Source organism: Streptomyces sp. Root1310, assembly GCF_001426425.1.
Classification (GTDB): domain Bacteria; phylum Actinomycetota; class Actinomycetes; order Streptomycetales; family Streptomycetaceae; genus Streptomyces.
In genome coordinates this window covers 623,070-643,661 of record NZ_LMEQ01000001.1, presented here as the reverse complement: position 1 = coordinate 643,661, position 20,592 = coordinate 623,070, and the positions used below count along the sequence as shown (strand labels likewise).

Below are 20,592 nucleotides of genomic sequence, written 5' to 3'. Positions count from 1 at the left end.
GACCGTCCTGATGGCACTGCCACTTGAGGGGCTGGCCGCGATCGTCACCGGTGCCGGGCGCGGACTCGGCCGGGCCGAGGCGCTCGAACTGGCGCGGCTGGGCGCGGCCGTCGTCGTCAACGACTACGGTCAGCCCGGCCGGGACGGGTCGGGCGAGGCGTCGGCCGGCCCCGCCGAGGAGGTCGCACGGGAGATCCGGTCGGCCGGCGGCACCGCGCTCGCCCACACCGGGGACGTCGCCGACTTCGAACAGGCGCGTACGCTCGTCGAGTTGGCGATCGGCGAGTTCGGCAAGCTGGACATCCTGGTCAACAACGCAGGCATCCTGCGCGACCGCATGGTCTTCTCGATGGCCGAGGACGAGTGGGACGCGGTGGTCCGGGTCCACCTCAAAGGGCACTTCAGCACGACCCGTTTCGCCGCCGCCCACTGGCGTGACCGGTCCAAGGCGGCGGGTGGTCCGGTGTACGGGCGGATCGTGAACACCTCCTCGGAGGCGTTTCTCGCGGGCTCGGCCGGACAGCCCAACTACGCGGCCGCCAAAGGGGGAGTCGTCGGGCTGACGACGTCCACGGCGCTCGCACTCGCCAAGTACGGCGTGACGGCCAACGCCATCTGCCCGCGCGCCCGGACCAGGATGACGGAGGACGTCTTCGCCGGTTTCGCACCGCCGGACGAGGGCGGCCTCGACCCGCTCGCCCCCGAGCATGTGGCCCCGCTGGTCGGCTACTTGGCCTCGCCGGCCGCCGCACGGATCAACGGACAGCTGCTCGTCGCGCACGGTGGCATGGTCGCCGTCGTCGAACGGCCGCGGGTGCGCGCGAAGTTCGACAGCAAGGAGGACGTGTTCGGCTACGAGGAGCTGGATGCCGTCCTCGGCGCGCACTTCGCGGACCGGCCCCCGGGGGAGACGTTCGCCGCGGCGGAGGTCCTGGGACTACGGCGAGGGCAGGAGTAAGGGCGGGGCGGGACGTATGCGGAAGGGCTCCGGTCGTCCAGGGACGACCGGAGCCCTTCCGGTGTACGGCGTACGTACCGTCAGACCGATGCCTCGGCCCTGTCCTGGGCCCAGCCGTCGGCCCAGCTGTCGGCCCTGTTCTCGGCCGGCTTGCGGTGCCGGCCGTGTGGGGCCGAGTCACCGTCCTGGGACGAGACCGGACCCCGGTGCCGGCCGTGTCCGGCCGCCTCCTGGGAGTCGGCGGACAGCGGCTGCCTGGTGCTTGTGTCGCTCATCGGAAGAATTCACCCCGTCAACATGATCTTTCTTTACAGCCGGGCGATTTTATCCGGCACACCGAGGGGCTGATCCAGGCGGCCACGCCAACCGCTGCTACTTCGTTACAAGTCGGCCGAGGGGGGCTTGTTGGAGGGGTACCGGACGGGTCACGGCGGGCGCCTGCCGCGGGGGTTCGCCGAGTGGTGAGGCCGCTTCGGACGGCGTCGGTGACGGTACGGACGAAGGCGGTTCGGTGGGCGGTGCCGTCAGCGGTGCCACCCCGCACGGCTCCGCCTCCGTGGCGTACGGCAGCCGGAGGACACCGTCCGGCGTCCACACTCCACTGCCCGCCAACCATCCGTCGGGCGCCCGGAGTTGATGCAGGCGACGATCGGCCGGACGCCATACGCCCACCCAGGTGCCGAACGGGCCGTCGATACGGAGCGCCACCGCGCAGGCCTCGGGGAGGAGTGCCTGGCCCGGCTGACTCGCGAAGGGGGTGAGAGCGAGGTCCGGCGGGTGCAGCGACTCCGGGAAGCGGACCGGCAGCGTGCTGCCGAGGACCCCCCAGCCCAGGCGTGCCTCGCCCGGCGAGGGCGCGTCCGAGCGGATGAGCAGCAGCCCGCTGTCGGGGTCGGCGAGCAGCAGACGGTCGTCGCTGTCGGCGGCGATCTGCAGCAGGGGCGACACCTCGCCGCCGCGCTCCAGGTCCACGACGATCGTCTTGGTGCGGCCGCCGGCCTCCCGGTCCAGCGCGAGCATGCGGCCCGTACGGTCCAGCCAGACGCCGCCCGAGCAGCGGCCGGGGATCTCGGCGAGGTACTCGGGGCCGAAGGTGCCGCCCGCGACCAGCCACACGGTCGTCGTGCGGAGGCCGACGGCGAGGGCGTACGCGCGTTCGCCGCAGGGGGCCGGCGGGAGCAGGTGCAGCCGGGTGCCCTCGTCCGGGCACTCGACGGCGCCCAGCGGCAGCTCGCCCGTGCCGGGCCCGGTCGGATACAGCAGCGAGAACGCGTGCCGCCCCTCGATCGGCCGCCGGATCAGGACCCGGCCGTCGGCCATCGGCTGCACCTCGGTGCCGGGCTCCTCCGGCTGGTTGCCTGGCAGCGGCACGGCGTACGGCTCGGGGCCGTCCAGGGTCCATCGCTCGGGGAACCAGGAGTCACCGGCCCGGGCGAGCCGCGCGGCGTAGGCACCACCGGCCGTGATCACACACTCCGCTGCGCTCCCGCGGCCGACGGTGAGCGCGTGGCCGGTGTCGCTTCCACGGTGACCTGAGAGCGGGTGATCGGGGCCGCTTGCAGGGCCGATGGTGGGCGGGGGGTCCGTCTTGCTTCCAGGGTCACCTGGGAGCGGGTGGTCCGTGTCGCCTCCCCGGCCGACCGTGAGCAGGCGGTCGGCCTCGCTTTCACCGCGGGCCGTGAGCACGCGGCCCGCGACGGCCTCACGGCTTCCCGTGAACCCGGTGTCGTCCGCGATCGCGTAGTCCGTCGTGATCCGGTGGCCCCCCGTGGGCTCGCGGTCCGCCGCAGGCCCGTGGCGCCCCGTGCCCGCGTGGTCCGCGACGACCGGGTGGTCTCCTGCGATCGAGCGGTCCGTCGTGGCCACGGGAGCCGTCGTAGCCAGAGGTTCGGTCGTGATCCAGCGGCTCTCCGTGATCCCGTGGTCCGGCGCGTGCCTCGGGTCCTCCGTGATCCCGTGGTCCGGTGCGTACCCCTGGTCCTCCGTGAACGCGGGGTCCGGCGCGTACCCCTGGTCCTCCGTGATCCCGGGGTCCGGTGCGTACCCCCGGTCCTCCGTGATCCCGGGGTCCGGCGCGTACCCCTGGTCCTCCGTGATCCCGGGGTCCGGTGCGTACCCCCGGTCCTCCGTGATCCCGCGGTCCGGTGCGTACCCCCGGTCCTCCGTGTACGCGGGGTCCGTCACGGACCCCAGGTCCTCCGTGATCCCGCGGTCCTCGGGGATCACGTCATCCGGCGCGGTCGCGTCATGCGGCGCGGTCGCGTCATGCGGCGCGGTCGCGTGATCGGCCGAGATCGCGCGGCTCGCGTACTCCTCCGCGTACTCCTCCGCGCATGGCGGGGGCTCGGCGGCGCCGTCCTCGGGGTCACTCCCGTCCGCAGCGGTGGGCTCGATCGCACAGGCCGGCATCGTCATCGTTCGGTCACCTCCGGCGACGAAGCTAGTTTTCGTACGCACGGACGTGGGACCGCCGGGCGGCCTTCTTCCCTCATAAGAGTGGTGCAGAAGCGATTCGCCTGAGGGTGCCGGGAAGCGTGTGCATCGGCCACCCGCTCACTCACGATCGGCGGCCCAGGTGGCCGCGACGGCATCGGCCGCACCGGTACGGGCCGGTGAGACGGCCAGGTAGCCTTTCCCCGTGCCCCGTCTGTCTGAAGTCATCGCCGCGCTGGAGAACCTGTGGCCCGCCGAGCGGGCCGAGTCCTGGGACGCGGTCGGCACGGTCGTGGGCGACCCCGAGCAGGAGGTCACCCGGGTTCTGTTCGCCGTCGATCCCGTCCAGGAGATCGTCGAGGAAGCCGTCAAGCTCGGCGCCGGGCTGCTCGTCACCCATCATCCGCTGTATCTGCGCGGAACGACGACCGTCGCGGCCTCCACCTTCAAGGGCCGTGTCGTGCACACCCTCATCAAGAACGACATCGCCCTTCACGTCGCCCACACCAACGCGGACACCGCCGATCCCGGCGTCAGCGACGCCCTCGCCGGTGCGCTCGACCTACGGGTCGTACGTCCTCTCGTGCCGGACCCGAGCGACCCCGACGGGCGGCGCGGCCTCGGTCGCGTCTGCGAGCTGGACCACCCGCTCACCGTCCGTGAGCTCACCGCCCGTGCCGCCGAGCGGCTGCCCGCCACCACGCAGGGCATCCGGGCGGCGGGCGACCCGGAGGCGTTGGTGCGGACAGTCGCCGTCAGTGGCGGCTCGGGCGACAGCCTGTTCGACCACGTCCGGGCGGCCGGCGTCGACGCCTTCCTCACCGCGGACCTGCGCCACCACCCGGCGTCGGAGTTCATCGCGGACCGCGCCCACGGCGCCCATCGACCTCTCGCGCTGCTCGACGCGGCGCACTGGGCCACCGAGTGGCCCTGGTGCGAGCTGGCCGCCACCCAGCTCGACGAGATCTCCGACCGGCGGGGGTGGGGCCTGCGGGTCCACGTCTCCCGTACGGTCACCGACCCCTGGACGGCCCACGCGGCGTCCAACACCACCTCTAGCTCAATGGGAGCCCCCAACTGAACGCCGCGCCCGCCGACCAGATCCGACTCCTCGACGTCCAAGCCCTCGACGCCCGTCTCCAGCAGCTCACCCACAAGCGGAGGTCCCTGCCCGAGCACGCCGAGATCGAGTCGCTGAACAAGGACCTCACGCAGCTGCGCGACCTCCTGGTCGCGGCGCAGACCGAGGAGAGCGACACCGCCCGCGAGCAGACCAAGGCCGAGCAGGACGTCGACCAGGTCCGTCAGCGCGCCGCCCGTGACCAGCAGCGGCTCGACTCCGGGGCCGTCACCTCCCCCAAGGACCTGGAGAACCTCCAGCGGGAGATCGTCTCCCTCGCCAAGCGCCAGGGCGACCTCGAGGACATCGTCCTGGAGGTCATGGAGCGCCGTGAGAGCGCGCAGGAGCGCGCCGCCGAGCTGACCGAGCGGGTCGGCTCCGTCCAGGGCAAGATCGACGACGCCCTCGCGCGCCGGGACACGGCCCTGGAAGGGTTCGACAGCGAGGCCGCCAGCGTCGCCAAGGAGCGCGAGGTCATCGCGGCCTCCGTACCCGCCGATCTGCTCAAGCTCTACGAGAAGCTGCGCGAGCAGCAGGGTGGCGTCGGCGCGGCCAAGCTCTACCAGCGGACCTGCCAGGGCTGCCGCCAGGAGCTCGCCATCACCGAGTTGGCCGAGATCCGCAAGGCGCCGTCCGACACGGTCGTACGGTGCGAGAACTGCCGTCGCATCCTCGTGCGTACGTCCGAGTCCGGCCTGTAGTCGGCCGCCGGGGGCCGGTGACCGACACTCGGCCGTCAGTGGCCAGTGGTCAGACGTCGGTAGTCAGTGGTCAGAGGTCGGTAGTCGGTAAGTAGTCGGTATCGGAGTCGGAAGTCGGAGTCCGAGTCGGTAAGGGGCATACGTCGTGCGGGAGTTCATCGTCGAGGCCGACGGCGGGTCGCGGGGCAACCCGGGGCCCGCGGGCTACGGCAGCGTGGTGATCGACGCGGCGACGGGGGAGACGCTGGTCGAGCGCGCCGAGTACATCGGCGTCGCCACCAACAACGTGGCCGAGTACCGGGGACTGGTGGCCGGACTGCGCGCCGCCCGTGAGCTCGACCCGTCGGCCACGGTGCGGGTGCGCATGGACTCCAAGCTGGTCGTCGAGCAGATGTCGGGCCGCTGGAAGATCAAGCACCCCGACATGAAGCCGCTGGCCGCCGAGGCGGCCCGGATCCTCCCGCCCGGGCAGGTCACCTACGAGTGGATGCCGCGCGAGCGGAACAAGCACGCCGACCGTCTGGCGAACGAGGCGATGGACGCGGGCAAGCGGGGCGAGCAGTGGGACGCCGGGGCGTCGCGGGCCGAGCTCGGCGCCCGGGTCCCCGTGACCCCGGCCGCACCCGAGCCGTCGGGCCCGCCCGGCGACGCCACGGCGGGCGCGGCGAAGGCCCGCGAGGCCCTCGCCCGGTCCCGTCCGGCCGCCGAGCCGACCACGGACGCCGTCGAGGAGGAAGCGACCGTCCAGGAGGAAGCGACCCTCCAGGAGAAGGCAACCGTCCAGGAGAAGGCAACCGTCCAGGAGAAGGCGGCCGTCCACGAGAAGGCGACGACGGCGGGCGCCGACCTCCGCGCCGCCCGCACGGTCGCCGCCACCCAGAGTCCCGCTCCGGCTTCTCCTCCCGCTCCGTCTCGGGCGTCCGCCTCTCCCGTCGGCTCCGCCGCCGGCACCCCGGCAGCCAGCCCCGCAGCCACCCCCTCCGTCGGCTGGGGGGCGGCGCCCGATCTCGGGGCGCCCGCCACCTTCGTGCTGCTGCGGCACGGCGAGACGCCGCTCACGCCGCAGAAGCGGTTCTCCGGCAGCGGCGGCACCGATCCCTCCCTCTCGGACGTCGGCCGGGAGCAGGCCGAGCGGGTCGCCGCCGCCCTCGCCCGGCGCGGGACCGTCCAGCACATCCTCGCCTCCCCGCTCGCCCGCACCCGTGAGACGGCCGCGGCCGTGGCCGCCCGCCTCGGCCTGGAGGTCACCGTCGAGGACGGGCTGATCGAGACCGACTTCGGGGCCTGGGAGGGGCTGACCTTCGGCGAGGTCCGCGAGCGTCACCCCGAGGACCTGAACGCCTGGCTGGCCGACCCGGAGGCCGAGCCCACCGGCGGCGGCGAGAGCTTCGCGGCGACCGCCACCCGGATCGCGGCCACCCGGGACCGGCTGGTGGCGGAGTACGCGGGCCGCACGGTGCTGCTGGTCACCCATGTGACCCCGATCAAGACGCTCGTACGGCTTGCCCTCGGCGCCCCGTCCGAGTCCCTTTTCCGCATGGAGCTGTCGGCGGCGTCGCTGTCGGCGGTGGCCTACTACGCGGACGGCAACGCCAGCGTCCGGCTGTTCAACGACACGTCCCACCTGCGGTCCTGAGCCGCGAGGCGGTGCGCGCGAGCCCCTCGACGCGCGGCCAGTCCCGCGCCGCGATCGCGTCCGCCGGGACCATCCAACTCCCGCCCACGCAACCGACGTTGGGCAGGGACAGATACTCCCGCGCGTTGTCCGGGCCGATCCCGCCGGTCGGGCAGAACCGGGCCTGGGGGAGCGGTCCGGCCAGTGACCTGAGGTAGGCCGTGCCGCCCGCGGCCTGCGCCGGGAAGAACTTCATCTCCCGCACCCCGCGTTCCAGCAGTGCCACGACCTCCGACGTGGTCGACACCCCGGGCAGGAAGGGCAGCCCGGACGCCCGCATCGCCGCCAGCAGGGCGTCCGTCCAGCCGGGGCTCACCAGGAACCGCGCGCCTGCCTCCCCGCACGCCGTCACCTGATCCGGTGTGATCACGGTCCCGGCCCCGACGACGGCCTCCGGGACCGACCCGGAGATCTCCCGGATCGCGTCGAGCGCGGCCGGTGTCCGCAGGGTCACCTCGATCGCGGGCAGCCCGCCCGCCACCAGCGCCCGCGCCAGCGGTACGGCGTCGGCGGCGTCCTCGACGACCACCACGGGTACGACCGGGGCCAGATCCAGTACCGAGGCAGCCGAAGAGGAGGGCAGGGGTGAGGTCATGCGCCTCATCCTGCCCCCGGCGTGCAGCCTGCGCAAAGGTCATTGCGTATGTTGCAACGGCGCTGCGATGCGATGTGATGGGCGAAGTGATGGGTGACGTGATGGGTGCGTCAGTGCACCTCGTCCACCAGCACATCCAGGGTCCATGCGGCCGCCCCCGCCTTCGCCTTCGGCGGCGCCTTCTCCTCCACCACGTATCCGAGGTCCCGCAGCGCCTCCACCAGCTCGGCAGGACCCGCCGGCGCGATCCCGGCCGTCAGCAGACTCCGTACGATCCGCCCCTTGGTCGCCTTGTTGAAGTGGCTGACGACCTTCCGGGTCGGCGCGTGCAGCACCCGCACGCTCGCCGTCCGTCCCGCGACCTCGCCCTTCGGCTTCCACGGCGCCGCGTACGCCGCCGACCGCAGGTCCAGCACCAGCCCGTTCCCGGCCGCCTCGGGCAGCACGGACGCCATCGGCGCGCGCCAGTACGCGCCCAGCGCCCCCAGCCCGGGCAGCTTCACACCCATCGAGCAGCGGTAGGACGGGATCCGGTCCGTCACCCGGACGGCACCCCACAGCCCCGAGAAGACGAGCAGCGACCTGGCCGCGCGCCGCTTGGCGGCCGCGTCGAGGGAGGCCAGGTCGAGAGCGTCGTACAGGACGCCCGTGTAGATCTCCCCGGCGGGCCGGGCTCCCGCCGTGCGCAGCTCGATGTTCTTCGCGACCTCGCCGCGCAGCCCCTCGCTCAGCCCGAGCACCTCGCGCGCCTTGTCCTCGTCGGCCGCGCACAGCTCGACCAGCTCGTCGAGGACGGCCTCGCGGGCGGGGCCGAGCCCCGGCAGGGAGAGCGCCTCCGGCTTGAGCGGGGCGCCACGCCCGGAGGACGCCTTGCCTTCGGAGGGCGGCAGCAGGACAAGCACGGGAAGTCTCCTTCAATAGAGCTCTGCTGCGACAGCGTACGACGTGCCACACGACGGCCCGGCCGAGGTCCGCACCTGCCCCTCCGCTCGCCCGGCACCCGCCCGGCGGCATGAACCGGGGTCCGAAGGTGTTGCACCCGTAGCGGCTCGGACAGGGGTCACATGGCGGGGTCACACGGGGGTGGCGCGTGAGTCGTGAACAGGCGTTGTGGACCAGAGCCCGGCTGGGGCGCTGCGGCCCGCCCCTGGACCTCCTCACGGCCCGCTTCGACCGGCACGTCTACGCCCCGCACGCCCACGAGGAGTTCACCGTCGGTGTCTGCGTGGGCGGCTCGGAGATCATCGCCTACCGCGGCGGGCACATCCGTACCGGTCCCGGCTCCATCGTCGTCCTCGCCCCCGGAGAGACGCACACCGGCGGCCCGGGCAACGACACCGACGGCTACGCCTACCGCGCCCTGTACGCAGGCTCGGCCCTCCTCACCGAAGGCACCCTCGGCGGAGTGCCGCACTTCCGTGAGCCCCTCCTCGACGACCCGGAACTGGCCGCCGCCCTGCGCCGGACGCACACCGAACTGGCCGCCTGCCCCGACCCTCTGGAAGCCGAGTCCCGCTTCCCCTGGCTGCTGACGGCCCTCGCCCGACGCCACTCCACGGCCCGCCCGGTGTGCGACACGATCCCCGGCGCCGAACACCTCACCCACGCCGTCCGCACCCGTCTGGCCGACGAACTCCTCGCCCCGCCCTCCCTGGCCGACCTCGCGGCGGACCTCGGCCTGTCCCGCTACCAGCTGCTGCGCGCGTTCCGTACGACGACGGGCATGCCGCCGTACGCCTGGCTGGCCCAGTACCGGGTGGCCCGGGCGCGGGGCCTGCTGGAGTCCGGGCTGCGTCCCGCGGAGGTCGCCGGCCTCGTCGGCTTCGCGGACCAGGCCCACCTCACCCGGTGGTTCCGCCGCGTGCTGGGGGTGACCCCGGCCGCGTACCGCAACAGCGTTCAAGACACCTGACCGGGGCCCGGCCGACACTCCCCGTATGACTGCACGCGGCTGGTTCCTGTTCTCCCTGATGGGAGTGGTGTGGGGCATCCCCTACCTGATGATCAAAGTGGCGGTGGAGGACCTCTCCCCGTCCATGGTCGTGTTCACCCGATGCGCGCTGGGCGCGGCCCTCCTGCTCCCCTTCGCGCTACGGCAACGGGGCCTGACCCGGACGGTCCGGACGCACTGGAAGCCCATGCTGGCCTTCGCGGTCATCGAGATCATCGGCCCCTGGTTCACCCTCACCGACGCGGAACGCCACCTGTCGAGCTCCACGGCGGGCCTGCTGATCGCGGGCGTGCCGATCGTCGGAGTGACCCTCTCCCGCTTCTTCGGCGACACGGAGACGCTGGGCGTCCGGCGGGTGACGGGCCTGGCGCTGGGGCTCGCCGGCGTCGGGGTCCTCACCGTCCCGCACCTCACGGGCGGCGACACCCTCTCCCTGGCCGAGGTCCTGCTGACGGTCCTCGGCTACGCGACGGCCCCGCTGATAGCCGCCCGCCACCTCAAGGACGTCCCGTCCCTCCACCTCACGGCCCCCTGCCTGGCCCTGGCCGCCCTGGTCTACGCACCGGCCGCGGCCGTGACCCGGCCCGCGGAGCTGCCCACCCCGTCCGTGCTGGCGGCCCTCGCGGGCCTGGGCGTCATCTGCACGGCGGTCGCCTTCGTCGCCTTCATGGAGCTGATCAAGGAGGCGGGACCCACCCGCGCCACGGTCATCACCTACGTCAACCCGGCCGTCGCGGTGGCGGCGGGCGCCCTGTTCCTCGACGAACCCCTGACGGCGACGATCGTGGCCGCCTTCACCCTGATCCTGGCAGGCTCGGTCCTCGCGACGGCCTCGGGCCCGAAGAGCGACGCACGCCCGGTAGCATGGTCGACACGGCAGACGAGCCGGGCGGACGGCCGCGTGGAGTCCCTCACGGGACTTCCCGAGGAACGTCCGGGCTCCACAGGGCAAGGTGGTGGCTAACGGCCACCCGGGGTGACCCGCGGGACAGTGCCACAGAAAACAGACCGCCGGGGACCTCGGTCCTCGGTAAGGGTGAAACGGTGGTGTAAGAGACCACCAGTGCCCAGGGTGACCTGGGCAGCTAGGTAAACCCCACCTGGAGCAAGGTCAAAAGGAGCGCCGTAACAAGCGCTCTGCGCGGACGTTCGAGGGCTGCCCGCCCGAGTCCGCGGGTAGACCGCACGAGGCCGGCGGCAACGCCGGCCCTAGATGGATGGCCGTCTCCCCGGCCGCCGCGAGGCAGCCGGGCGACAGAACCCGGCGTACAGCCCGACTCGTCTGCCGCCGTCCTGCGGCTCAGCCCGGGGACCGGTCGCTCCGGGACGGCGGCTCAGTTCCGTGCCCGTTCCTGCCAGTAGAGGGACGGGGTGGGGCAGAGCTCCGTCTGCGCACGAGTTGCCCGCGGACGCCGTGTGGTTGCCCAGCGGATTTCCTGGCGGGCTCACACCCGTTTTCACGCGGGACGGCCCGGACCGACTTGGGCCCGGACCGGAGCCGGTCTTGACGTCGTCGGTCCGGGCCGTCCCGCCCGAAATCGTCAGGGCAGGGGAACCGTGTCCTGACTCTTGTTCCTGCCGGACAGCCGTCCGCGGAGCAGTGCGAAGACCACCACACCGATGGCCACCGCCGTGGACAGCACCACCTGGTCGCGCCCGCCACCCTCGGCCGTGTCCGTCAGCATGTAGCCGAGGACGAAGGTGATGAGGGCGATGGTCGCCCAGGTGAGGTAGGGGTAGAGCCACATGCGGACGACCAGCTTCTCCGGCGACTCCCGCTCGATGATCTTGCGCATCCGCAGCTGGGAGAAGCAGATCACCAGCCAGACGAACAGGGCGATCGCGCCGGAGGCGTTGAGCAGGAACTGGAAGACCGTGTCCGGCCACAGGTAGTTGAAGGCGACCGCGACGAAGCCGAAGGCCACCGAGGCGAGGATGGCCGCGCGCGGGACCCCGCCGCCCGTGGTCCGTCCGAAGGCTGCCGGGGCGTCACTGCGCCGACCGAGCGAGAAGGCCATGCGGGAGGCCGTGTACAGGCCGGAGTTGAGACAGGACAGCACCGAGGTCAGCACGATGGTGTTCATGATCTGCGCGGCGTGCGGGATGCCGATGGAGCTCAGGGCGGCGACGTACGAGCCGTCCTTGAGGATGGCCGGGTCGTCCCAGCGCAGCAGCGACACCACGATCAGGATCGAGCCGAGGTAGAACACCGCGATCCGCCAGATCACGCTGTTGGTGGCCTTGGTGACGGCGGCCCGCGGGTCGGCGGTCTCGCCCGCCGCCAGGGTGACGATCTCGCTGCCCATGAAGGAGAAGACGACCATCAGGACGCCGGTGAGGATCGCTCCGGGGCCGTTCGGCAGGAAGCCGCCGTGTGCGGTGAGGTTGGTGAAGCCGCTGGCCGGGTGGTCGGATCCGGGCAGCAGGCCGAAGAGCGCGAGTCCGCCGACCACGATGAACGCGGCGATGGCGACGACCTTGATGCCGGCGAACCAGAACTCGAACTCGCCGTAGGAGCTGACCGAGACCAGGTTGGTGGCGGTGAGGACGATCATGACGATCAGGGCCCAGCCCCATTGGGGCACCGCGGGTATCCAGCCGGCCAGGATCTTCGCCCCGGCGGTCGCCTCGACGGCGAGCACCACGACCCAGAAGAACCAGTACAGCCAGCCGATGGTGAAGCCGGCCCAGCGGCCCAGCGCGCGGTCCGCGTAGGCCGAGAACGAGCCGGAGGTGGGGTTGGCCGCGGCCATCTCGCCGAGCATCCGCATCACGAGGACGACGAGGACGCCGACGAGGGCGTACGAGACGAGGATGCCGGGGCCGGCGGCGGCGATGCCGGAACCGGAGCCGACGAACAGGCCGGCGCCTATGACACCGCCGATCGCGATCATCGACAGGTGGCGGTTCTTGAGTCCGGCCTGAAGGCCGCCGGACCCGCTCGACTCGCCGGGCTCGCCGGACTTGCCCGGCTCGGCGGGAGGGGTTCTGGGGACGGTTGTGGTCATCTCGACATCCATGGAGGGAGTACGGACAGGGAGGACGGACCAGGAGCGTCTGGAAATTAGTTCAGTACGATCGAAAAAAACAAGACTTGTTTAACTGTTCACCTTGCTCTATTTTTCGTGCAGCGCGGAACCCTCTCTTCCGGGAGCCCTCTGTGGACCACACCGTGACCCCGCTCAGCAGGCAGTTAAGGTGGCGCCGTGGTGAATGCAGCGGGCAAGTTCGGCCCCTACACCGGCTGGGACACGCGGGTCCTGGCCGGCCGGGGCCCCACGGGAGCAGAGCTCGTACGGTCCCGGATCGCCCTGCGGGTGCGGCTGAGGTCCGTGTCGCCGGGAGACCGGCTGCCGGACGCGGGTGTCCTCGCCGAGGAACTCGGGATCAGTGAGATCACCGTGCGCCGCGCGCTGGAGTCCATGTGCCAGGACGGCCTGCTCGACCGCAGGCGAGGCCGGGCGGGTGGAACCTTCGTCGCGGCGGACTGGGGTGCGGTCGTCGCCGTCCTGCACGACGCCGACGAGGCGGCCGCGCTGGACGACTTCCATCTGCTGCTCGAGTGCGGGCTCGTGGCGCACACCGCCGGCGAGCTCCCGGACGGCCGGCTCGACGGGCTGCGGACGCTGGTCGAGGAGATGGACCGGGCCGACGACCCGGCCCGGCTGCCTGAACTGGAGACCCGTTTCCACCTCGACCTCGCTCAGACGCTCGGCGGCACCGGGATCCGGGAGTTCGCCGCCGACCTGCTCGGCAGGGAGTGCCTGCTGCGGCCCGCGCCGGACCCCGCGGTCGTACGGGCCCGCAACCGCTGCCACGCCGACCTGCTGGACGAACTCGGTCGTGGCGCCATGGACCCGGCGGTACGCGCGGTGAAGGCACACCGGCACGCCGGACCGAACTGACCCGCCCTCCTTGCTGTCCCCCCGTCCCTCCCCGCTCCTCCCCACCCCTTTCCTCCCCCCCCCGCCTCGCCTCAAGGTCGCCGCCTCTCAGAAGGAGCTGTCGCCATGCCCGAGTCCGGACCCGTCGGACCGTCGTCGACGTCGGGCCACGCCGCTGGCACGCCCGAGCGGCTGCGCGGCGGCGTCCTCGGCATGGCGGACATCGCCGCAGCCACGATGGCCAACGTCGGCCCGGCCATGAGCTTCTTCTTCGGCTTCGCCTTCCTGGCCACCACCGCGGGCGTCGCCTCCCCGCTGACCATCGTGGCGGCGGGGGTGGCGGTCGCGCTGTTCGGCAACACGCTGGCCGAGTTCTCCCGGGCGCACCCCTCGGCGGGCAGCTTCACCACCTTCGTGGGCAAGACCTTCGGGCCGGTCAGCGCAGTGACGACAGCCCTGCTCGCCGGACTCGGCTACATCATCGCGATGGCCTCCGTCATCGCGATCTCGGGTGGGTTCATGCAGATCACCCTGCACCACTACACCGGCGTCGACCTGCCGTGGATCCTCTGGACGCTGCTGCTGACCGGGCTGGCGGTGGTGCTGATGCTGCGCGGGATCGTGGTGTCCACCAAGTGGGCCGGCTACTTCTTCGGCGTGGAGATGCTCGTGCTGGTCGTGGTCTCGGTCGCCGCGATCGTCGAGCACCGCGGCGACCTCTCCGCGGCCCCGTTCCTGCCCTCCCACCTCACCCACGGCGTCAAGGGCCTCGCGGCGGGCTTCCCGCTGGCGGTGTACCTGTTCATCGGCTGGGAGAACTCCGCCGCCCTGGCCGAGGAGACGGAGAACCCGCGGCGCAACGTCGGCCGCGCCGTGTTCTCCTCCGTGGCGATCATGACGGTGAGCTACATCCTCTTCTCCTACGCCACGGTGACCGGCTTCGGCTACGACGTGCAGCGGCTCGGAGACTCCCGGATCCCCTTCGTGGACGTCGCCCAGCACACGCTGGGAGCGCTGGCGCTCCTCGCCTACCTCGGCGGCCTGACCTCCACCCTCGGCGTGCTGATCGCGGGCATCAACTCCCAGGCGAGGCTGGTGTTCAACGCCGGACGCGAGGGGCTGCTCCCGTCCTTCTTCGGGTACGTCCACCCCACCCGCCGTACGCCGAACAACGCGATCGTCACCTTCACCGCCACCGCGCTGCTGATCATCGCGGGCTGGGGTCTGGGGCATCTGCTGGGGGACGGCGGTGAGATGAACCCGGTGGTCTTCTTCGCCGAGTCCTCCAGCCTGGGCGCGATCCTGATCCTGCTGGTCTACCTCGCGTCCAACATCGCGCTGCCGCTGTACTACCGCAGGTACCGTCCGCAGGAGTTCCGGACCGTGCGGCACCTGGTACTGCCCGCGGTCGGCGCGCTCGCCGTCCTGGTCCCCCTCTACTACCTCGCCAAGCCCGGCCAGCCCGCCCCGTACAGCTGGTTTCCCTACGCGGCTCTGGCCACCCTCCTCGCGGCCGTCTGCTACGCGGCCCTTCTGGTCCGACGCGACCCGGGCCTGGCCGACCGGGTGGGATCGGTCGTCGCGGACGCGGAGTGAACGCGGCGGTGACGGTCACCGGGCGTTCCGCCGGGCGGGCGGGCGCGAGGTTCCCCGTTCAGGAGACCGCGGTCTCCCGGTACTGGCCGAGGTAGCGGAACCTGCCGTCGGTCACCTGGTAGTCGAACATCGCGTCGTCGTTGAAGCCGTGGCCCTGCCGGTACTTGACGGTGCGGGTGATCCCGGTGTGCGCGACCTCGCGGAGCCGGCGGGCGATCGCTCCGCGCTCCTTCACCGCCGAGCCGTCCTTGGTGCAGGCCTGCGCCAGGAACATCACGGCGTCGTAGGCCTCCGCCGCGTACCAGCCGGGGGCTGCGCCGAAGCGGGCGCGGTAGGCGGCGGTGAAGGCCCGGGCGGAGGGGCGGACCGCGGGGTCCACGAACGAGGTGGCGAAGACCCAGCCGGTCGCGGCGGCGCCCGCGGCGGTGAGGAAGGCCGGACCGAATGCCTGCTCCGTCGCCATGCCGGTGCCGGTGAATCCGGCGGCCTCGAGGGCGGATGCCAGACCGGCGGTCCGTGCCGCGTCCCCCGTGCACACGACCGAGTCCGCACCCGCGGACATCACCTCCGCGGCCAGCGCGGTGTAGTCGATCTTCCCGGCGGGGACGCTTTTCAGGATGCTGTCCCGGCCGGCGTTCCGCAGTCCCTGCCGGGCCAGGTCGCACAGGGTCCAGGCGGTGTCTCCCTGCGCCCGGTCGTCCACCAGGAACACCTTCCGCGCGTCGACGTGGTTGCCGAGGTAGTCGATGCAGGGCGCGGCGAAGAGAGTCCTCTCGACATGCAGCGCCGCATGGGAGCGGAACTGGTTGTAGCCGAACGACCTGCCCTCGAGAGAGACGTCCACCGAGACGGACACCACCGGCATCGTCGCCTTCGTGTACGCGGCCTCCGTGCTGAGGAAGCAGGCGTCGGTGGTGGGCCCCAGCACCGCCAGGACGGCGGCGTCCTTCGTCAGCCGTCCGGCCAGGCTCCCGGCCCGGGTCGGGTCGCCACCGTCGTCGTAGGGGACCAGCTTCAGGCGGAAGGGACGGCCGCCCTGGGCGTTGACCTGCTCGACGGCCAGCCGGGCGCCGTTGAACTGGGCGTTCCCGCTCTCCTTGCGGGCCCCGGTCAGATCGCCCTGGAACGCCACGACCAGTTCCGGGCGCGGGCTCGCGTCGGACGGAGGCGTCGTCGGCGTCCCGGACCGGTTGCTCCACCACCAGGCACCGCCGCCTCCGGCCGCCAGCACCCCGGCCGTGGAGCCGAGGCGCAGGAAGCTGCGGCGGCGGATGCCCGGTACGGCGGGCGGGGCAGCCGTGACGGCCGTCAGCGTCACGGCTTCCGGTGACACCGGTGACACCGGTGCCATCGGTGGCACGGGGGACACCTGGTCCGGTTGCGCGGACACCTGCGTCGGCTCGATGGCGTCGAGGGTGAGCACGGTGGCGGACCGGTCGTTGATCAGCCGCATGACCGGCTCGGGCAGCCAGCCGGCCCGCTCGGCGGGGCGGGCGTCCGGCCCTTCCGCGCCGTTCCCACCCGGCGCCGTCCCCCCGAGGGCCTCGCGGAGACGGGCGAGGGTGGGGCGGCGCGGCGGATCCTTGTCCAGGCAGGCCCTCAGGAGCGGGGCCAGGGCGTCCGGCAGCGAGGCGGGGTCGGGATCCTCGTAGACGGTGCGCAGCAGCATGCCGGCCGCCCCACCGTCACCGAACGGCCGTACCCCCGTCGCGGCGAACGCCAGCACGCACCCCAGTGAGAACACGTCGCTGGGCGGGCCGATCTCCCCGCCGCGCGCCCGAGCCTGCTCCGGCGAGAGAAAGCCGGGCGAGCCGACGATCACGCCGCTGGAGGTGAGTGCCGTGGCCTCCGGGGCGCGGGCGATGCCGAAGTCGATGAGCCGCGGTCCGTCCGGGGCCAGCAGCACGTTGCCGGGTTTGACGTCGCGGTGCACGAGGCCGGCGGCGTGCACCGCGTCGAGCGCCTCGGCGAGCCGGACACCGAGCACCCGCACCGAGGCCGGGGCGAGCGGTCCGAACGTGTCCACCGTTTCGGAGAGCGACGGTCCCGGCACGAACGAGGTCGCCAGCCATGGCGTGTCCGCGTCGGCGTCGGCGTCCAGCAGCGGGACCACCCAGGGGCTGTCCACCCGCCGGGCGACCTCCACCTCGCGGCGGAACCGGGCCCGGAAGCCCGGCTCGTCGGCGTACGAGGCACGGACCGTCTTGACCGCGGCGACGGCTCCGCCCGGCGCACGCGCCAGGAAGACGACGCCCATGCCGCCGGCGCCCAGCCGCCGCAGCAGACGGTAGCGGCCGAGCCGGGACGGGTCGCCGGTGCGCAGCGGCTCCATCAGATGGTGAGCGGCGCGGGGCCGCCGTACACGAAGTCACCCTGTTCGACCTGCCAGAGGAATCCGCCGGTGCCGTCGATGGCCATCAGGCCGGTCCGGGCCATGTCGCCGGTCTCCTGGAAGGCGAATGCCTTCGTGATGCCCTCGTACTTCCCCGTCCGCACGGTCTCGAGCAGGTTCTCCCGGGTGCGCTTCTTCGCCGGCAGCCCGGACAGGGCCTTCAGCAGCATCCCGGTCACGTCGTACGCCTCAGCCGCGTACCGGGGCGGCGCCTCCTTGAAGCGCGCGCGGTAGGCGGCGGCGAACTTGGCGGCCTCGGGCTTGCGGGCCGGGTCGACGACCGGAGCCACCATCACCCACCCCTCGGCGGCCTCCTGAGCCCCGGTCAGGAACCGTCCGTCGAGCAGGGCCGGGCCGGACACGCGCGCGCCCCGGAAGGCGCGTTGCCGCAGCGTCGTAGCGATGAGTGCGCCCCGGTCGGGCAGCCCGGCGAAGAACACGGAGTCGGCGCCCGCGGAGAGCACCGCGTCCACCGCGGTGCCGAAGTCGTGGCGCATCGCGCTGACCACTTCCGGCACCGCCGGCTGCTGTGCGTTGCTGAGCTGAGTACTGAGGGAAGTGGCGAGATCCGTCCCGTAGTTGCCTGCCGGACGGTCGACGACCAGCCCGACCTTCTGCGAACGGGCGGTTCCACGAAGGTAGTTGCTCATGTAGAGGGCGAGCACCGAGTCGGGCAGCCGCCCGAGCAGGAACGAGCGGAATCCCTGGATGACGAGGCCGATACTGCCGGGGGACACGGCGACGACCGGCACGAGCCCGGCGTCGTACTTGGCGAGCGCCGCCTGTGCGGTCGCGTCGGTGGTGGGGCCGACCACGGCGAGGACCGCGGGGTCGTCCGCGAGTTCCGCGGCGAGCCGGGCCGAGGTCGCCGGATCGCCCTTGTCGTCGACGGCCCTGACCTTCACGGTGAACGGGGCGTCGCCGCGCGCGTTGAACTCGGCGACGGCGAGCCGCAGTCCGCGTTCCTGGGCCCTTCCCGACTCGCGCTGCGGGCCGCTGAGGTCGCCGTGCAGCGCGAGCGTGTGCACGAGCTGCCGCGCGGCCGCGGGCTTGTCGTCCTTCGAGTCGTCGTCGCGGGTCGCCGCCCACCAGGCCGTTCCCGCACCCGCCGCGACCGCCACCGCCCCGCCTGCGAGCAGCAGGAAACGGCGCCTGCCGGTCGGACGGGCGTCCTGCGGCCCGGACGGCGAAGCCTGCTCGGCGGAGGCCTGGTCAGGAGGCGTGTCCCGCACGTCGGACGCGGGTTCCTGGAGGTCCTCCGCCGCCGCGTCCGGTCGCGCCGTGTCGCCGGCCGGGACCTGGGTGTGCTCGATGTCCGGCAGCGCGAGCGCGGCCGCCGACCGCTCGGCGATCAGCCGGGTGACCGCCTCGGGCAGCCACCCGCCCGCTTGCGGGTTCCGCGGGCCGCCCCCGGCCTCCGGCTGGTCCTGCGGGCCGCCCTCGGCCTCCGGCTGGTCCTGCGGACCGCCGTCGGCTGCCTGCCGGTTCTGTGAACCGTTCCCAGCCGCCTGCGGGTTCCGCGGGCCGCCCTCGGTCGTCAACCGCCGTACCAGCTCCGCTGCGTCAGGCCGCCGGGCCGGATCCTTCTCCAGGCAGGTTTCCACCACCTCGCGCAGCTCCGCCGGCACCCCGTCGAGGTCCGCCGGGTCGTGCACGGCCCGGTAGAGCAGGGCGTCCACCGGTCCGCTGCCGAACGGCGCCCGGCCGGTCGCCGCGAACGCCAGGACACACCCGAGGGAGAACACATCGCTCGCCGGGCCGATGCCGTCGCCGCCGTCCTGGGCCTGCTCGGGCGACAGATAGCCGGGAGTGCCTACCACCAGACCGGTCGCCGTGAGCGCCGTGTCCTGCGGCGCCCGGGCTATGCCGAAGTCGATGAGACGGGGGCCGTCGTGGGCGATCAGCACGTTGCCCGGCTTGAGGTCCCGGTGGACCAGACCGACCCGGTGCACCGCGCCCAGCGCCTCGGCCAGGCGGGCGCCGAGCAGCCGTACCCCGTGCTCGGCCAGGGGCCCGTACGCGGCCACCGCCTCGCCCAGCGACGGCGCCGGGACGAACGCCGTCGTCAGCCAGGGCGCCTCGGCGTCCGGGTCGGCGTCCACCAGCGGTACCGCCCAGGGACTGTCGACCCGCCGGGCGACCTCGACCTCCCGGCGGAACCGCTCCCTGAAGTCCGGCTCCTCGGCGTACTCGGTGAGCAGCACCTTCAACGCCACCAGGGCGCCGTTCGGGGTGCGTGCCAGGTACACGACGCCCATGCCGCCGGCGCCGAGTCGGCCGAGCAGCCGATGGTCCGCGATACGCGCGGGGTCGGAAGAACGCAGCGGCTCCATCAGCTCTTCCCTCCGAGCTCGTCCTTCACACGGTCGAGCATCTTGGTGACGGCGGGCGACGCGTACCGGACCAACTCGTCGTCGGTGTAACCCGTGGCGCCCATCACCGACACCGCCACGGTGACCGTGCCGAGCCGGGTGACGTACCAGCGGTACGTCTGCGCGCTCGCTCCGGAGAGGTACTGGCCTATCTCCACCACCTGATCGTCGGCATAGGTGTTGCCGCCCTCGCCGTAGGGACTCGCGGCCGACATGAGCCCGGCTATCTGCTCGTCGGTGCGGACCTGCTGGACCCGGCAGCGCAGCGGCTCCTCCAGGGTGGTGGACAACTGCTGGTCGGCCGCGCTGACGTCGGCGTGCACGGTCACCACCGCGGTCACCTTCAGCGTTCCCCTGCCGCCCGCGCCCGGCAGTTCGCTGTAGCGGGACAGCGAGGCGAGCACACTCGCGGGAAGGGGCCGGCGCTGCCAGCGGCACTGTTCGTCGAGCACGGCGACGGTGCCGGGGGCGCTCGCGGCCGGCTGCTGGGCACGGAAACCCGCACCCCATTCCGCCGGCCGCAGCGCGACCGCCTGCGTCACCGTCTCGGCCCGTCGCCTCGTCCGGGGCACTTTGGCGGGGTCCGCCTCGAACGGCGACAGCGACGCGGTGCCGCCGCCCGGCGAGGAGGCGGACGAGGAGGGCGAGCCGGACGCGGACGGCGCCGCGGACCGGGCGGACGCCGAAGGGCTCGGTTCTGCCGCCTTGTCGCCCCCGGCGCCGCAGCCGCCCAGCAGCACGGCTGTCGCGGCCGCCGACGCCGCAGCCCTCAAGGGCCACGTCGCCCTCAAGGGCCAAGTCGGCCCGCGTCTGGCTGTGTTGTCGCTCATGTCCGCCCCTCCGCCCCAGCGCCCCCGCTTCGCGTGCGGTGATCGTACAGAGGTACGCGAGAAGTGGACGGACGGTTCCGTGAAC

15 protein-coding genes and 1 other RNA gene are annotated in these 20,592 nt (G+C 72.7%); 8 read left to right on the top strand and 8 right to left on the bottom strand.

The genetic code is table 11. From position 1 onward, the window contains the following. Positions 1-10 precede the first annotated feature (10 nt). Entirely contained in the window at positions 11-958 is a 948-nt protein-coding gene (locus ASD48_RS02905) for a 3-oxoacyl-ACP reductase (protein ID WP_057600967.1), read from the top strand. Positions 959-1,038: 80 nt separating this feature from the next. Here ASD48_RS02905 and ASD48_RS02900 read toward each other — a convergent pair whose 3' ends face one another. After that, complete coding sequence (locus tag ASD48_RS02900) at positions 1,039-1,233, bottom strand: hypothetical protein (protein WP_057599756.1); 195 nt, start codon at positions 1,231-1,233, stop codon at positions 1,039-1,041. Positions 1,234-1,330: 97 nt separating this feature from the next. Further along, entirely contained in the window at positions 1,331-2,608 is a 1,278-nt protein-coding gene (locus tag ASD48_RS02895) for a hypothetical protein (protein WP_107104261.1), read from the bottom strand. 988 nt (positions 2,609-3,596) lie between these two features. Between ASD48_RS02895 and ASD48_RS02890 the strand changes: the two genes are divergently transcribed. The 3 genes from ASD48_RS02890 (at position 3,597) to ASD48_RS02880 (ending at position 6,848) form a co-directional block, all read left to right on the top strand. Beyond that, positions 3,597-4,472, top strand: coding sequence for a Nif3-like dinuclear metal center hexameric protein (locus ASD48_RS02890; protein ID WP_057599755.1), 876 nt, complete (start codon positions 3,597-3,599; stop codon positions 4,470-4,472). Further along, positions 4,469-5,212, top strand: coding sequence for a C4-type zinc ribbon domain-containing protein (locus tag ASD48_RS46120; RefSeq protein WP_079073583.1), 744 nt, complete (start codon positions 4,469-4,471; stop codon positions 5,210-5,212). Before ASD48_RS02890 ends, ASD48_RS46120 begins: the two co-directional genes overlap by 4 nt. Before the next feature lie 145 nt (positions 5,213-5,357). Further along, the gene (locus tag ASD48_RS02880) at positions 5,358-6,848 is read left to right on the top strand and encodes a bifunctional RNase H/acid phosphatase (RefSeq protein ID WP_057599753.1); all 1,491 of its coding nucleotides are present in this window, start codon (positions 5,358-5,360) and stop codon (positions 6,846-6,848) included. On the opposite strand, the gene eda is transcribed toward ASD48_RS02880, so the two are convergent. Beyond that, positions 6,820-7,482 carry a bifunctional 4-hydroxy-2-oxoglutarate aldolase/2-dehydro-3-deoxy-phosphogluconate aldolase gene (eda, locus tag ASD48_RS02875; RefSeq protein WP_057599752.1) on the bottom strand — a complete coding sequence of 221 codons (663 nt, stop codon included), beginning with the start codon at positions 7,480-7,482 and terminating at the stop codon, positions 6,820-6,822. The two genes, ASD48_RS02880 and eda, sit on opposite strands and share 29 nt — an antisense overlap. A gap of 110 nt (positions 7,483-7,592) precedes the next feature. Then, positions 7,593-8,384 carry a peroxide stress protein YaaA gene (gene yaaA / locus ASD48_RS02870; protein ID WP_057599751.1) on the bottom strand — a complete coding sequence of 264 codons (792 nt, stop codon included), beginning with the start codon at positions 8,382-8,384 and terminating at the stop codon, positions 7,593-7,595. Between the two features lie 188 nt (positions 8,385-8,572). Between yaaA and ASD48_RS02865 the strand changes: the two genes are divergently transcribed. Both ASD48_RS02865 and rnpB read left to right on the top strand, forming a co-directional pair. After that, on the top strand, positions 8,573-9,394 hold the full coding sequence (locus tag ASD48_RS02865) for an AraC family transcriptional regulator (protein ID WP_057599750.1): 822 nt from the start codon (positions 8,573-8,575) through the stop codon (positions 9,392-9,394). A gap of 920 nt (positions 9,395-10,314) precedes the next feature. Further along, an RNA gene (gene rnpB, locus ASD48_RS09685) (RNase P RNA component class A) lies at positions 10,315-10,718 on the top strand. Positions 10,719-10,974: 256 nt separating this feature from the next. On the opposite strand, the gene ASD48_RS02855 is transcribed toward rnpB, so the two are convergent. After that, a complete protein-coding gene (locus ASD48_RS02855; protein WP_057599748.1) occupies positions 10,975-12,441 on the bottom strand; it encodes an amino acid permease in 1,467 nt (488 codons plus the stop codon). Positions 12,442-12,693: 252 nt separating this feature from the next. Between ASD48_RS02855 and ASD48_RS02850 the strand changes: the two genes are divergently transcribed. Both ASD48_RS02850 and ASD48_RS02845 read left to right on the top strand, forming a co-directional pair. Further along, complete coding sequence (locus ASD48_RS02850; RefSeq protein ID WP_348983208.1) at positions 12,694-13,338, top strand: FCD domain-containing protein; 645 nt, start codon at positions 12,694-12,696, stop codon at positions 13,336-13,338. A 105-nt stretch (positions 13,339-13,443) separates the two neighbouring features. Next, positions 13,444-14,913 carry an APC family permease gene (locus ASD48_RS02845; RefSeq protein ID WP_057599746.1) on the top strand — a complete coding sequence of 490 codons (1,470 nt, stop codon included), beginning with the start codon at positions 13,444-13,446 and terminating at the stop codon, positions 14,911-14,913. A gap of 58 nt (positions 14,914-14,971) precedes the next feature. Here the strand turns inward: ASD48_RS02845 and ASD48_RS02840 are convergent, their stop codons facing one another. The 3 genes from ASD48_RS02840 to ASD48_RS02830 are packed head-to-tail and all read right to left on the bottom strand — an operon-like array spanning position 14,972 to position 20,450. Continuing rightward, positions 14,972-17,245 carry a bifunctional serine/threonine-protein kinase/ABC transporter substrate-binding protein gene (locus ASD48_RS02840; protein WP_057599745.1) on the bottom strand — a complete coding sequence of 758 codons (2,274 nt, stop codon included), beginning with the start codon at positions 17,243-17,245 and terminating at the stop codon, positions 14,972-14,974. Next, the gene (locus ASD48_RS02835) at positions 17,245-19,638 is read right to left on the bottom strand and encodes a bifunctional serine/threonine-protein kinase/ABC transporter substrate-binding protein (protein ID WP_057599744.1); all 2,394 of its coding nucleotides are present in this window, start codon (positions 19,636-19,638) and stop codon (positions 17,245-17,247) included. Before ASD48_RS02835 ends, ASD48_RS02840 begins: the two co-directional genes overlap by 1 nt. Next, positions 19,638-20,450 carry a hypothetical protein gene (locus ASD48_RS02830; RefSeq protein WP_079073680.1) on the bottom strand — a complete coding sequence of 271 codons (813 nt, stop codon included), beginning with the start codon at positions 20,448-20,450 and terminating at the stop codon, positions 19,638-19,640. Before ASD48_RS02830 ends, ASD48_RS02835 begins: the two co-directional genes overlap by 1 nt. Positions 20,451-20,592: the final 142 nt, after the last annotated feature.

What these genes read in the sequence shown, in the direction of transcription:
- ASD48_RS02855 (WP_057599748.1), bottom strand. Translation starts at nt 12,441, where the DNA reads ATGACCACAACCGTCCCCAGAACCCCTCCCGCCGAGCCGGGCAAGTCC.
- ASD48_RS02840 (WP_057599745.1), bottom strand. Translation starts at nt 17,245, where the DNA reads ATGGAGCCGCTGCGCACCGGCGACCCGTCCCGGCTCGGCCGCTACCGT.
- ASD48_RS02845 (WP_057599746.1), top strand. Translation starts at nt 13,444, where the DNA reads ATGCCCGAGTCCGGACCCGTCGGACCGTCGTCGACGTCGGGCCACGCC.
- eda (WP_057599752.1), bottom strand. Translation starts at nt 7,482, where the DNA reads ATGACCTCACCCCTGCCCTCCTCTTCGGCTGCCTCGGTACTGGATCTG.
- ASD48_RS02905 (WP_057600967.1), top strand. Translation starts at nt 11, where the DNA reads ATGGCACTGCCACTTGAGGGGCTGGCCGCGATCGTCACCGGTGCCGGG.
- ASD48_RS02900 (WP_057599756.1), bottom strand. Translation starts at nt 1,233, where the DNA reads ATGAGCGACACAAGCACCAGGCAGCCGCTGTCCGCCGACTCCCAGGAG.
- ASD48_RS02835 (WP_057599744.1), bottom strand. Translation starts at nt 19,638, where the DNA reads ATGGAGCCGCTGCGTTCTTCCGACCCCGCGCGTATCGCGGACCATCGG.